Annotated in this window: 10 protein-coding genes and 1 pseudogene; 3 read left to right on the top strand and 8 right to left on the bottom strand. The window is 64.8% G+C overall.

Annotated elements, in window-relative coordinates; all coding sequences use genetic code 11:
* The first annotated feature begins 31 nt into the window (after window positions 1-31).
* Window positions 32-841 (top strand): alpha/beta hydrolase, encoded by an 810-nt coding sequence (locus QZ994_RS05820; RefSeq protein WP_290869534.1) that lies wholly within the window; start codon window positions 32-34, stop codon window positions 839-841.
* Window positions 842-845: 4 nt separating this feature from the next.
* Window positions 846-1,706 (top strand): hypothetical protein, encoded by an 861-nt coding sequence (locus tag QZ994_RS05825; protein ID WP_290869537.1) that lies wholly within the window; start codon window positions 846-848, stop codon window positions 1,704-1,706.
* On the opposite strand, the gene QZ994_RS05830 is transcribed toward QZ994_RS05825, so the two are convergent.
* Window positions 1,703-2,794 carry an acyltransferase family protein gene (locus tag QZ994_RS05830; RefSeq protein ID WP_290869540.1) on the bottom strand — a complete coding sequence of 364 codons (1,092 nt, stop codon included), beginning with the start codon at window positions 2,792-2,794 and terminating at the stop codon, window positions 1,703-1,705. The two genes, QZ994_RS05825 and QZ994_RS05830, sit on opposite strands and share 4 nt — an antisense overlap.
* Before the next feature lie 75 nt (window positions 2,795-2,869).
* Between QZ994_RS05830 and QZ994_RS05835 the strand changes: the two genes are divergently transcribed.
* Window positions 2,870-3,592: a 4'-phosphopantetheinyl transferase superfamily protein gene (locus QZ994_RS05835; RefSeq protein WP_290869543.1), complete on the top strand. Its 723-nt coding sequence runs from the start codon at window positions 2,870-2,872 to the stop codon at window positions 3,590-3,592.
* A 26-nt stretch (window positions 3,593-3,618) separates the two neighbouring features.
* On the opposite strand, the gene QZ994_RS05840 is transcribed toward QZ994_RS05835, so the two are convergent.
* The 7 genes and pseudogenes from QZ994_RS05840 to QZ994_RS05870 form a co-directional block, all read right to left on the bottom strand.
* Window positions 3,619-4,743 (bottom strand): enoyl-CoA hydratase/isomerase family protein, encoded by a 1,125-nt coding sequence (locus QZ994_RS05840; protein ID WP_290869546.1) that lies wholly within the window; start codon window positions 4,741-4,743, stop codon window positions 3,619-3,621.
* A gap of 118 nt (window positions 4,744-4,861) precedes the next feature.
* On the bottom strand, window positions 4,862-6,688 hold the full coding sequence (gene typA, locus QZ994_RS05845) for a translational GTPase TypA (RefSeq protein WP_290869549.1): 1,827 nt from the start codon (window positions 6,686-6,688) through the stop codon (window positions 4,862-4,864).
* 21 nt (window positions 6,689-6,709) lie between these two features.
* Window positions 6,710-7,756 (bottom strand): tRNA pseudouridine(55) synthase TruB, encoded by a 1,047-nt coding sequence (truB, locus tag QZ994_RS05850; RefSeq protein WP_290869606.1) that lies wholly within the window; start codon window positions 7,754-7,756, stop codon window positions 6,710-6,712.
* A 104-nt stretch (window positions 7,757-7,860) separates the two neighbouring features.
* A pseudogene (rbfA, locus tag QZ994_RS05855) lies at window positions 7,861-8,220 on the bottom strand (30S ribosome-binding factor RbfA); the annotation flags it as partial.
* A gap of 95 nt (window positions 8,221-8,315) precedes the next feature.
* Window positions 8,316-11,375, bottom strand: coding sequence for a translation initiation factor IF-2 (infB, locus tag QZ994_RS05860; RefSeq protein ID WP_290869552.1), 3,060 nt, complete (start codon window positions 11,373-11,375; stop codon window positions 8,316-8,318).
* Between the two features lie 61 nt (window positions 11,376-11,436).
* Entirely contained in the window at window positions 11,437-12,912 is a 1,476-nt protein-coding gene (gene nusA, locus QZ994_RS05865; protein WP_290869555.1) for a transcription termination factor NusA, read from the bottom strand.
* Window positions 12,909-13,568 (bottom strand): ribosome maturation factor RimP, encoded by a 660-nt coding sequence (locus QZ994_RS05870; RefSeq protein ID WP_290869558.1) that lies wholly within the window; start codon window positions 13,566-13,568, stop codon window positions 12,909-12,911. Before QZ994_RS05870 ends, nusA begins: the two co-directional genes overlap by 4 nt.
* Window positions 13,569-13,717: the final 149 nt, after the last annotated feature.

Raw genomic sequence — 13,717 nt, forward strand, 5'->3', positions numbered from 1 at the left:
CAGCGACCGCGGTCGCTGACCGCGCCACGTCATGAACATCGACATCCGAGCATTTGGCCGCGCACAGCGGCCCCAGGTGGGTGTGCTCCAGCACCCGCCAGAAGGCATGGCGCGCCGTGCCGCATGGCTGCTGGTCCGCCCCATGGGCCAGGAAGCCGTTCGCACCGCTGCGGTCTACCGCGTCCTCTCAGAGCGGCTTGCACGGGCAGGCTGCATCGTCCTGCGTTTCGACTTCCACGGCACCGGCAATGCACCGGGCGAAGAAGGGCAGCAATCCCTGGAAGGCTGGGTCGACGACACCCTGGCCGCCCATGAGTGCCTGCGCCAGGAAGGCGTCCCCAACGTGCACTGGTTCGGCATGGGCCTCGGTGCCAACATCATGCTGCGAGCCGCTCTGCGCGCCTCCCAGCCTCCGGCCCACCTTGTGCCCTGGGAGCCCATCTGGCAAGGCCGCGACTACATCGAAGCCCTCAAGGCCGGCCACCGAGATGAACTCCGCCGCGAACTCGCCTACCCCTGGGAGAAGCTCCTCGCCAAGGGACTGGTGACCGAGCCCCAGCTGCCAGGCGACATCCTGGGCTTCCAGATCGGCGCCCAGCTGGCGAACGACCTGATCACCCTCGACCCTTTTGAAACCCTGCTGCGCACCGCCCTGCAAAGCGGCCTCGCGATCACCTGCGCCGCGCAGGCGGAGCACCTGCCGATGCTGGACGCCCTGCGCCAACCGGGCCTGACAGCCCAGCCTATCGCCGAACGCACCAACTGGCTCTCCAGCCAGGCCATGGGTACGGCCATCGTGCCACCCGAGATGCCCCGCGTCCTCCTCTCCACCCTGCCCTGAGCCCATGCAAGAGCGCACCCTGATCCTGGGCGACGAGCGCCACCTGGTGGCCACCCTCACCGAGCTGCCCGCCGGCTCGCCCCCGCCGCCCTGCGTGGTGATCCTGACCAACTCCGGCGTCATCCCGCGAACCGGCCCCCACCGCATGAACGTGCACCTCGCACGCCAGTTCGCCGACATGGGCATCCCGAGCATCCGTTTCGATCTGAGCGGGCTCGGAGACAGCCTGCGGCACAGCAGCCCCCGTCCGGTCATGGATCAGTGGGTGGCCGACACCCGCGCCGTCATGGACCTGGCCGAGCGGCACTTCCACTGCCCCCGCTTCGCGATGATCGGCTTTTGCTCTGGCGCCGAGGTGGCCCATCTGGTTGCCCTGGAGGACCCGCGCATGCGTGCCGCCCTGCTGTGGGACCTCTATGCCTACCCGACCCTGCTGTCGCGGCTGCACACCATCGCCTACCGCATGCAGCGAGCCGGTGCGCTGGGCCTGTTGCGCAAGTCGATCGGACGCACCGAGGCCATGATCGGGCGGCTCCTTGGACGCCAGGCCAGTGCGCCGCGGCCCAAGCCCCCTTCCGCTGTGCCCTCGAGCGTGCCGCCCAAAGAGCAGTTCGCCAAGCGCATTCAGACCTTGGTCGACCAGGGCGTGGAGCTGCTGTTTGCCTACGCATTTCAACCCGAGTGGTTCAACCACCCGGGCCAGTTCCGGCAGATGTTCCGTGGGTGGCCGTTCGCAAGACAGGTGGCGTTTCGGCACCTCGACCGATGCGACCACCTGTTGACCCAGCGCACTTCGCAAACGGCCTTCAGCCACATGGTGATGGACTGGATGCAGCACCGCGTGCTGCCATCTCTGCTGCGTTAAGCCTTGCGACCGCCGGGCAGCACGGCATCGAACCAGCGCCGGTACACCCCGCGCCGCTGCTCGCCGACCTGGGCCACCGCCCAGCTGATCAGGATGATCACCGCGGTGATCACGGCGAATGTGCCCCAGCCGACAGTTCGTTGCCCCAGGGCCAGGCAGAACGTCAACAGGGTGAAATGCACCAGGTAGAACGTGAAGGTGTAGGACGCGAGCCACTTGACGAGGCGCTCCCTGCGCTGAGAGAAAGCCAGCCCGCTGCGTGCACAACCCAGCACAAACACCGCAAACATCACGGCCACCACATAGTCGGACAAGGCATGCACCGTGGCGCCACGCTCAAACGGTCTGGGCAGAAAAGTGTTGAACCAGGCGTACCAATCCTGAGATGCCGCGTCCACACGGTCTCGCACACCCGAAACCATGAACGCGACATAGGCCAACACGGCCATCACCATCATGGTTCGCCCTGTCCAGACCGACACGTCCCACCTGGGCAAAAATCGACACAGGCCGACGCCCAGCCACCAGATCGGCATCAGCAACCAGATGCGAGGCCCCATGATGGCGCAGACCATGGCCACCAACGGCCACTTCCACCATCCCCGGCCGTAAGTCAGGCAACCGAAGAGCACGTAGTACCAGACCTCGTAAGACAGAGACCAGTAAGGCGCGGCTGAAAACGGCTGAATCGATCCAGCCCAGGTTTCGCCCAGGAAAGCCCAGTGGAATGGCATGAACAACCATGGGCGCGGATACTGCCATTCAGGCGCGTACTCCTCCACCCGGATCTGCATGCCGACCTTGTCCACCACATAGGCAAAGACCACCGCAAGCAGGGCAACCGAGTAAACCCGCGACATGCGGGCCAGCGCGTAATCACGCCAGGTGCCATGGGAGCGAGCGGTGGCGTACGCGATGACGAGGCCTGAAATGACGAAGAACACGGTCACCGCATCGTCTGCACTGCGGTGCCACACTTTGCTCATGACCGAGGGCGCCACCTCCAGGCCCACCGCATGCCCCAGAAACACGAACACGGCCGCCAGCACCCGACACAGGTCCAGCCACACCGACAACACCGGGTTCATCCAACCACCTCGTCTCGCCACGTCTTCATCACCTGGTCACTCCATGCCATGCACAATCCGAGGATGATAGAGGGCGTGTCCACCACCGAGTTCCCCGATGCCCCCTGCATCCGCAGGTGGACCAGCACAGAATGGCCAACGGTCCGACTCTATCTCGCAGACCTCTCGGCCTTGCCCAAGCCCGCTGCACTGGCTTGCCTCGACGACGCCGAACGTGAGCGCGCCACCCGTTTCCGCTTCCCCGAGCATGCGCGTCGCCATCTCGCCAGCCACGTGGCCCTGAGGCAGGTGCTGTCCGCCGAAACAGGAGTCGGCGCCGCCAACCTGGTTTGGCAGCACGGCCCCGACGGCAAGCCCGGCCTCGCCGTGCCAAACCCCCTGCACTTCAACATGGCCCACAGCGACGACCTCGCCCTGATCGCGGTCGGATCGACGCGCCCCCTGGGGGTGGACCTCGAATGCCCCGGGCGCGCCATGGACGACGAGCACGTCAGCCGGCACATCATGGCCGACACCGAATGGATGGCCTGGCAAGCCCTTCCCGCTGTCGATCGGGCGCGTGCCTTCCTCCACGCATGGACACGCAAGGAAGCCTGCCTCAAGGCCCTGGGCGTGGGACTGGGCATGGCGCCCTCCACGGTGGTCGTGGGCTTTGGCCCCGAGCCCCGCGCACTGACGCTGACGCACGACGGGCGAGCCTGCAGGCTCACGGTTCAGAACATCACCCTGCCCCCCCAAGCGCTGGCCGCCTGGGACAAAGGGGCTTCGCCTGTCGCCGCGCTCGCGGTCATGGCCTGAGGCACCTTTCCACTCTTCCGTGATCGTCAGCGGTCCGTCAGCCCCCGTAAAGGGTGCGCCCGCACCGGCCACACCGCCTCGAAAAACGCCTCCACCTCGGCTGCGCTCACATCGGCAATCCGTGCGGGCCGCCAGCGTGGCGCATGGTCCTTGTCGACCACCAGGGCGCGCACCCCCTCCACCGTTTCGCTTTCGGCACCTTTGCGCAGGCCAAAACAGTGACGCACCATCGTGCGCTCCATGCGGAACACCTCGGCCAGCGGCATGGACCTCGCCCGGCGGACCTGCTCCAGCGTCACCGCCATCATCAGCGGCGAGTGCCCGGCCATCTGCTGGAGCGTGCTCCGCGCCCAGTCGCTGTCGTCGGCCCGCAATGAGTCCTCGATCTCGGTGAGGCTGTGCAAACTGAAGTGGCGCTGGATGGCGTCCAGTTGGCTGGTCACCGTTGCCTCAGGTACGCTGAGCAACGCATTCGCCGCCACATGGGCCTGCATCCGCGCCATCAGGGTCTCGCCATCGTGCGCAGGGCTGCACCGGAAAGCGTCGATCAAGGCCCCCAGGCTGGCGGCTTGCGCGTGCGCATCGGCCAAACCCAGCGTCAGGGCATCCGTCAGGTGCAAGTGTGGCCCCACGATGCCCAGGTACTCGCCCACCGAACCCGCGCAGCGCGACAGGAAGTACCCGCCAGCCACGTCCGGGAACAGGCCGATGCGGGTCTCGGGCATGGCCATGCGCACCGATTCGGTCACCACGCGCAGGCGCGCCCCCTGCGCCAGGCCCATGCCGCCCCCCATGCAGACCCCTTCGATCCAGGCCACCACCGGCTTGGGGTAGACATGGATCAGGTGGTCCAGCGCGTACTCTTCGGTGAAGAAATCGTCCAGGCTCAGGTCACCGGCCAATGCCGCATCGTGCATGAAGCGGATGTCACCGCCCGCACAGAAATGCGTGGCGCTGTGCTTGCCCTCCGTGACCGGCCGTGCCGAGCCCCGCAGCAGCACGCCGTGCACAGCGGGATCACCCGCCCATCCCAGCAGCACGGTGTGCAACTCGCGCACCATCTCCAGGGTCAAGGCATTCAGCGCCTTCGGCCGGTTCAGCGTCAACACGCCCAATCCCCCGACCACCTCCGTCAGGATCACACTGTCCATTTTGTCTCCTGTCCTCGCCACGCCGCGGGGCCGCAGCGATGGCACCATGAAAAAAGGGCCGCGCCTCGAAAGACGCAGCCCTTGGCTGACTCAGCGGCTCAACTTGGCCACTGCTGGATCATGCCTCGCGCGAAGCACGCTTGCGGTCATGTTCCTTCAGGTGGCGCTTGCGGACGCGGATCGACTTCGGCGTGATTTCGACCAGTTCGTCGTCGTCGATAAAGTCCACACCGTATTCCAGGGTCAGGTCGATCGGAGGCGTGATCTTGATCGCGTCTTCCTTGCCCGACACGCGGAAGTTGGTCAGCTGCTTGGTGCGCGTGGCGTTCACAACCAGGTCGTTGTCACGGCTGTGGATGCCCACGATCATGCCTTCGTAGACCGGGTCGTTCGGCTTCACGAACATGCGGCCGCGGTCGTCCAGCTTGCCCAGGGCGTAGGTGAAGATTTCACCGTCGTCCATGGAGATCAGCACGCCATTCTTGCGGCCGCCGATGTCGCCCTTGTGGGCTTCATAGCCGTCGAAGATCGACGAAATCAGGCCAGAACCACGGGTCAGGTTCATGAACTCGTTGCTGAAGCCGATCAGGCCGCGGGCCGGGATGCGGTATTCCAGGCGAACGCGACCATGGCCGTCCGGCTCCATGTTGATCATCTCGCCCTTGCGCAGACCCAGGGCCTGCATCACGCCACCCTGGTGGATTTCTTCCACGTCGGCGGTGACCAGCTCCATCGGCTCGCACTTCACGCCGTCGATGTCCTTGAACATCACGCGGGGCTTGGACACAGCCAGCTCATAGCCTTCACGGCGCATGTTTTCCAGCAGGATGGTCAGGTGGAGTTCGCCACGGCCACACACCTCGAAGATGCCGTCTTCGTCGGTTTCCTTCACGCGCAGGGCCACGTTGTGCTGCAGTTCCTTCTGCAGGCGGTCCCAGATCTGGCGGCTGGTCACGTACTTGCCTTCACGACCGGCCAAAGGCGAGTTGTTCACGCAGAAGTTCATGGTCAGCGTGGGCTCGTCCACCTTCAGCATGGGCAGCGGCGCCGGGTTGGCCGGATCCGTCACGGTCACGCCGATGTTCACGTCTTCGATGCCGTTGATCAGCACGATGTTGCCCGGACCGGCTTCGGTCACTTGCACGCGGTCCAGGCCCTGGAAGGTCAGCACCTGGTTGATGCGACCCTTGATGGGCTTGCCCTCTGGGCCTTCCATCACGACCACGTCCTGGCCCGGCTTGGCCGTGCCCTGGCTGATGCGGCCCACGCCGATGCGGCCCACGAAGGTCGAGAAATCCAGCGCCGAGATCTGCAGTTGCAGGGGAGCAGAAGGGTCACCCTTCTGTGCCGGCACGTGCTTCAGCACGGTGTTGAACAGGGCGGACATGTCGTTGCCCCACTTCTCACCGGGTGCGCCTTCTTCCAGCGAGGTCCAGCCGTTGATGCCCGAGGCGTACACCACGGGGAAGTCCAGCTGCTCGTCGGTGGCACCCAGCTTGTCGAACAGGTCGAACGCTGCATTCACGACGGCATCCGGCTTGGCGCCCGGCTTGTCCACCTTGTTCACCACCACGATGGGCTTCAGACCGAGGGCCAGGGCCTTCTTGGTCACGAAACGCGTCTGGGGCATCGGGCCTTCTTGCGCGTCGATCAGCAGCACCACGCCGTCGACCATCGACAGGGCACGTTCCACTTCGCCGCCGAAGTCCGCGTGGCCCGGGGTGTCGACGATGTTGATGTGCGTGCCTTCCCAGCTCACGGCGCAGTTCTTGGCCAGGATGGTGATGCCGCGTTCACGTTCGATGGCGTTGTTGTCCATCACGGTGTCGACGACCTTTTCGTGGTCGGCGAAGGTGCCGGACTGGCGCAGCAGTTGGTCCACCATGGTCGTCTTGCCATGGTCAACGTGGGCGATGATCGCAATGTTGCGAATAGGAGTGCTCATTGGAAGCTCACTGGTCTGAAATCAAAGAACTGGGTCACTCTGGCGTGCTTCCGGGCTGGGCACAGGCTGCGCCGCCAACAAGACACCAGTTGTCTGCGTCAGCAATCCTTGCACTTCTGCAGGGCTGAGCAAACGCGTCGGGATCAACTCACCGGCCTTGACGTGGGCAGAGCCCAGCAGGACACGTCCGGTGCTTCGGCCGCCAAGGTCCGGCGCCGACGCAGGCACAGGACCGTACACACGCACTTGCGGTGCATCGGCCAGATGGGTTCGCCGGCGCAGGCCGGTCAGGAAACGGGCGGCCTCGGACTCCGTCAGGAGCACCTCAGGCCAGTCGCTCAGCAGCACGTCGGCGGGCAGCACATGCTGGTCGCGCTCGGCTTCGCTCTGGGCGATCAATTGTTCCAGGGTCACGGCACCTTGCAAAGTCACCCCCCCGCTGCCAGTGCGGCGAAGGCCGATCAGGTGCGCGCCACAGCCAAGGTGAGCGCCGATGTCTTGCGCCAGGGTGCGGATGTAGGTACCTTTGCTGCAGAGCACATCGATCTCCAGCACATCATCCTGCCAACGCAGGATGTCAATGGCGTGAAGCGTCACATGGCGTGCCGCGCGCTCGATCTCGATGCCCTCACGGGCGTACTCGTACAAGGCCCGGCCGTTGTGCTTGAGCGCCGAGTACATCGGCGGCACCTGCTCGATCGGCCCCACAAAGGCCGCACAGGCCGCGCGCACGCTGGCCTCATTGACCTGCTCGGGCGTCACCGGACGGGTTTCCAGCACCTCGCCTTCGGCGTCGCCCGTGGTCGTCGTCTGACCCAGTTTGAGCGTGGCCGTGTAGCGCTTGTCGGCGTCCAGGGAGACCTGGGAAAACTTCGTCGCCGCGCCGAAGCACAGCGGCAACAGGCCGGAGGCCAGTGGGTCCAGCGTGCCGGTGTGGCCGGCCTTTTCAGCGCGCAACAGACGGCGAACCTTCTGCAAGGCGTCGTTGCTGGAGAGGCCCAGAGGCTTGTCCAGCAGGATGACCCCGTGCAGCTGGCGGCGAGGTTGCCGCGGCGGACGCTGACCCATCGGACGGTTCACGGCTGCTTGCCCTCGTCGTCTTCGGCATCCACGTCGGCATCGGCTTCGGCCGCCTTCGCTGCCTTGGCCAACTCCGCAGCGTCCGGCTCGGCGTCCTTGGCCTTGTCGGCCACGGCACGGGTGATGATGGCGCTGAGTTCCAGCGCCCGCTCGGTCGTGCGGTCGAAATGGAAGTGCAGGGTCGGCACCGTGTGGATCATCAAGCGCTTGAACAGGCCATTGCGCAGGTAACCCGCGGCCTCGTTCAAGGCCGCTTCGGTGTCTTCCGGCTTGCCGATCAGCAGCGAGAAAAAGACCTTGGCGTGAGCGTAGTCCGGCGTCACCTCGACATGGGTGATCGTGACCATGCCAATCCGCGGGTCTTTCAGGTCGCGGATCAACTCGGCCACATCCCGCTGGATCTGGTCGTTGACGCGGTTGCTGCGGTTGGGGGTGGAACGTTTATGGCGCATGGTGAATATCGACGCTTCCGAAAGGCCTGCTCTTCAAGCACAAACCCCGCCTGGGCTCAGGCGGGGTTGGGAGGGAGAGCGACCTGTGCGGTGCTTTACAGCGTGCGGGCCACTTCCTTGATTTCGAAGAACTCGAGGATGTCGCCTTCCTTGATGTCGTTGTAGCCCTTGATGTTGAGGCCGCACTCGAAACCTTCGCGCACTTCCTTGGCATCGTCCTTGAAGCGCTTGAGGCCTTCGAGTTCGCCGGTGTAGATGACGACGTTCTCGCGCAGCAGGCGCAGACGGGCGGAGCGACGCACCACGCCGTTGGTGACCATACAACCCGCGATCGTGCCGATCTTCGAGGCGATGAACACCTGGCGGATCTCGGCAGAACCGATGACCTCTTCGCGCTGCTCGGGAGCCAGCATGCCGGACATGGCAGCCTTCACCTCGTCCACAGCGTCATAGATGATGTTGTAGTAACGCAGGTCGACACCATTGTGCTCAGCCAGCTTGCGGGCGCCGGAATCGGCACGCGTGTTGAAGCCGATGATGACGGCCTTCGAGGCGATTGCCAGGTTGACGTCCGACTCGGAGATGCCACCCACAGCGGCATGCACGATCTGCACGCGAACTTCGCTGGTCGACAGCTTGAGCAGCGACGTGGCCAGGGCTTCTTGCGAGCCTTGCACGTCGGCCTTGATGATCAGGCCCAGGGTCTGGACGTCTGCGCCCGAACCCAGGTTCTCGAACATGTTCTCCAGCTTGGCGGCTTGCAGCTTGGCCAGCTTGACGTTGCGGTACTTGCCTTGACGGAAGGTCGCGATTTCGCGGGCACGGCGTTCGTCCGACAGCACCATGAACTCGTCACCGGCTGCGGGCACTTCGGCCAGACCCTGGATTTCCACCGGGATCGACGGACCGGCTTCGGTCGCGGGCTTGCCGTTCTCGTCCAACATGGCGCGAACACGGCCATAGGACGCCCCGGCCAGCACCACGTCACCACGCTTGAGCGTGCCCGACTGCACCAGCACGGTGGCCACAGGGCCGCGGCCCTTGTCCAGCTTGGCTTCGATCACCAGACCCTTGGCCATGGAGACCACAGGCGCCTTGAGTTCCAGCACTTCGGCCTGCAACAGCACCTGCTCCAGCAGTTCGTCGATGCCCTGGCCCGTCTTGGCCGACACCGGCACGAACGGCGAATCACCACCGTAAGCTTCCGGCACGACCTGCTCGCCGACCAGTTCCTGCGTCACGCGCTCGGTGCTGGCACCCTGTTTGTCGATCTTGTTGATCGCCACAACGATGGGCACACCGGCCGCCTTGGCATGGTGGATGGCTTCCTTGGTCTGGGGCATGACGCCGTCGTCCGCCGCCACCACCAGGATGACGATGTCGGTCGCCTTGGCACCACGGGCACGCATGGCCGTGAAGGCCTCGTGACCCGGGGTGTCCAGGAAGGTGATCATGCCGCGAGGCGTGTCCACGTGGTAGGCGCCGATGTGCTGCGTGATGCCGCCAGCTTCGCCAGCTGCCACACGCGAGGTGCGGATGTAGTCCAGCAGCGAGGTCTTGCCGTGGTCGACGTGACCCATGACGGTCACCACCGGTGCGCGCGGCAGGGCCTCGGCGGCCTGGTCTTCGTGTTCTTCTTCCAGGAAGGCATCCGGGTCGTCCAGCTTGGCGGCGAACGCCTTGTGGCCCATTTCTTCCACCACGATCATGGCGGTTTCCTGGTCCAGTTGCTGGTTGATGGTGACCATCTGGCCGAGCTTCATCATCTGCTTGATGACTTCCGTGGCCTTCACCGACATCTTGTGGGCGAGGTCGGACACGGAAATCGTCTCGGGGATGTGAACCTCGATGATTTGCGGTTCGGTCGGTGCGACGAAGTTCGAAGCGGTCTCGTTGCGCTCGCCACGGCGACCACCACGACCACCACCCGGGGCCTTCCAGCCACCGCGTGCGTTGCCGGCATCGCCGCGACCCTTGGCCGCAGCGGGCGCGCCGCGCTTCTTCTCGTCACCAGCCCAGCTGGACGACAGCTTCTCGGACTTGACCGACTTCTTGTCGCCAGGCTTGGCTGCACCAGCGGCCGGGGCGGCGCCAGGCGCGGCCTTCGGCTTGTGGATCGTGCCCTTGATGCCTTCGGCAGGCTTCGGCGGCTCTTCCGGCTTCTTGGCCGTCAGCACCTTCTTGGGCGCGTTCATCATGGCGCGGATGGCAGCCGCTTCGGCCTCGGCGGCCTTGCGGCGCGCGGCCAGGTCGGCAGCCTTCTGCTTTTCTTCGGCTTCGATGTCGGCAGCCTTGACCACGCGCACGGCGGCCTTCGGTGCTTCGACCGGAGCGGGTGCCGGAGCCGGCGCAGCGGCAGCCACCGGTGCGGCAGCGGCGGTCGCGGTGGCTTCCGCCTTGGCGGCAACGGCCTGCTTGCTTGCTTCTTCGGCGGCGGCCTTCTCGGCAGCGACCTTGGCCTGACCTGCTCGCGAGCTGCGCTGGGCAGCAGCGGTCAGGGCGGCGGCTTCGGCGCGACCGGCTTCAAGCGCGGCAGCACGGCGTGCCGCGGCGGCGGCGCGCTCGGCTTCCTGCTCGGCAGCCTTGTTGTCGGCGGCCTTTGCACCCGACTTGCCTGCAGCGGCAGCAGCTTCACGCTCGGCGATCTCGCGGGCAGCCTGCTCGGCGGCCGCGGCGGCGCGGGCTTCGGCTTCTTCCTTCTCGCGGCGTTCCTGCTCTTCGCGCACACGGCGGGCTTCGGCCAGCTGGGCTTCCTGCTGACGCAGGGCCTCGGCCTGGGCGTTGGCCTCCTCTTCGCGACGGGCCAGTTCGGCCTCTTCCTGGGCCGACTGGGCCGCGTCATCGCCACCGACCTCATCGCGCTTGACGAAGGTGCGCTTCTTGCGCACTTCCACCTGGATCGTGCGGGCCTTGCCGGAGGCATCGGCTTGCTTGATCTCGGTGGTCGACTTGCGGGTCAGGGTGATTTTCTTGCGATCGGCGCCTGCGGAGCCGTGGGCGCTGCGCAGGTGGTCCAGCAGGCGCTCCTTGTCGGCTTCCGTGAGCACGTCTTCGGGCGCAGCTTTGGGTACGCCTGCAGACTGCAACTGCTCCAGCAGTGTCGCAGCCGGGCGATTGAGCTCCGCGGCGAATTGTGCGACGGTGGTCACGGCCATTGTGTTGATCCTTGCGATGAGCTTGCTTAAATGAGTCGAGAGAGGGAGGAGCCGGGAGCGATCAGGCGAACCAGTGTTCACGCGCCTTGAGGATCAAGGCACGGGCTTGCTCTTCGGACACAGCCGTGATGTCGGTCAGTTCGTCGACGGCCAGATCGGCCAGGTCGTCACGGGTGTGGATGCCGGCTTCGGCCAGCTTCGCGATCAGCTCGGGGGTCAGACCTTCCAGACCCTTGAGATTCTCCGACAAAGTCTCGACTTCTTCTTCCTTGGCGATTTCCATGGTCAGCAAAGCGTCTTTCGCGCGGGTGCGCAGCTCATTGACCGTGTCTTCGTCAAACGATTCGATCTCCAGCATTTCGGCCAGCGGCACGTAGGCCACTTCTTCGAGGCTGGAGAAACCTTCTGCGATCAGGATGTCGGCGACTTCCGCGTCCACGTCGAGCTTGTCGACGAAGATCTTGCGGATGGAGTCCGTTTCGACAGCCTGCTTCTGTGCCGACTCTTCAGCCGACATGATGTTGATGCGCCAGCCGGTCAGCTCGGCCGCCAAGCGGACGTTCTGACCACCACGGCCGATGGCGATGGCGAGGTTTTCCTCATCCACCACCACGTCCATGCCGTGCTTTTCTTCGTCCACGAAAATGGACTGCACGTTGGCGGGTGCCAAGGCACCGATCACGAACTGCGCGGGGTCTTCCGACCACAGCACGATGTCCACGCGCTCGCCAGCCAGTTCGTTGGTCACGGCGGTCACGCGGGAACCGCGCACACCGACGCAGGTGCCGATCGGGTCGACGCGCTTGTCGTGCGACAGCACGGCGATCTTGGCGCGCGAACCGGCGTCACGGGCGCAGCTCTTGATCTCGAGCAGGCCTTGTTCGATCTCGGGCACTTCCTGGCGGAACAGCTCGATCATGAAGTCAGGCGACGAGCGCGACAGCATGATCTGCGGGCCACGGGCCAGCGTGTCGACACCCAGCATGTAGGCACGGACGCGGTCGCCAGAGCGCAGGTTTTCCTTCGGGATCATCTCGGTGCGCTTGAGGCGACCTTCGACGCGACCCGACTCGACGATGATGTCGCCCTTGTCCAGACGCTTGACGGTGCCCACGAAAATCTTCTCGCCACGGGAGAGGAAGTCGTTGAGCAGCTGTTCGCGCTCGGCATCACGGATCTTTTGCAGGATGACCTGCTTGGCGGCCTGGGCACCGATGCGGCCGATGGGCACGGATTCGATGGACTCTTCGATGTAGTCGTCGACTTCGATGTCGGCGATCTGCTCTTGTGCTTCGAACAGCAGGATTTCAGCGTCAGGCAGCTGCAGACCGGCCTCGCTCGGCACCACGTGCCAGCGACGGAAGGTTTCGTACACGCCGGTTTCACGGTCGATGGCGACACGGATGTCGACCTCGCCCTGATAGAGCTTCTTGGTGGCCGAGGCCAGCGCCGATTCGACGGCACCGAACACCACATCACGGTCCACGCTCTTCTCACGGGAGATGGCGTCCACCAACATCAGCAATTCACGATTCATTTCTTCTGACCTCCGAGTTCTTGCGCCTCATCTACGGCAACGTCACCGGCCGCCGGGGTTGCCGCCCGACGGCTACGCCCTTTGAAACTCACTTCCGGCACCAAGCGGGCCTCGCGAATTTCATCGAGCGTGAAACCTAAAACCTGATCGGCTTCTTCGGCCGGGGCAGTGCCCTCGGCCTGGGCCTTGGCCAATTTCTTGGCAGCTGTTTTGGACAGCGGCTTGGCGGAAGCCTCCGACTTGAGCACCAGGCCCCATGCGCGGCCTGCTTCGATGTCGGCGGGCTCGCCATCCTGCGACGCGATCAACACGCCGCTGTAATGCTTGCGCCCCTGGAAAGGCACCTTCAAGGAGATGGCGACCTCTTCGCCCACGAACCGCGCGAAATGCTCGGGCGTCTTGAGCGGACGGTCCACCCCGGGGGAGGAGACTTCCAGGCGGCTGTAATCGGCATCGACCGTTTCCAGCGCATATTGCAGCTGACGGGTGACTTTTTCGCAATCGTCGACGGTGACCAGGTCGCCCGGAAGGTCATAGGCCTGATCAGGCAGGCGGTCAATGTAGACGCGCAGCAGACCTGTGGCACCGCGTTCGCAGTCCACAAGTTCGTAACCCAGGCCGGTCACGGTGGTGTCAACAATCTTGAGCCAGGTCATCCAGTGTGAAAAACAGTCGAGCAAAAAAAATGGGCTGGAAAGATCCGCCCATTCGTGAACTTACACGAGACAGCGCTGCATCGGATCAGGGGGCCGGTCATCCCGCAACGGCGGGGCAAGCCAATGAACCTAGCAGCCAATCCCGCATT

The organism is Aquabacterium sp. (assembly GCF_021768455.1).
GTDB lineage: Bacteria > Pseudomonadota > Gammaproteobacteria > Burkholderiales > Burkholderiaceae_C > Aquabacterium.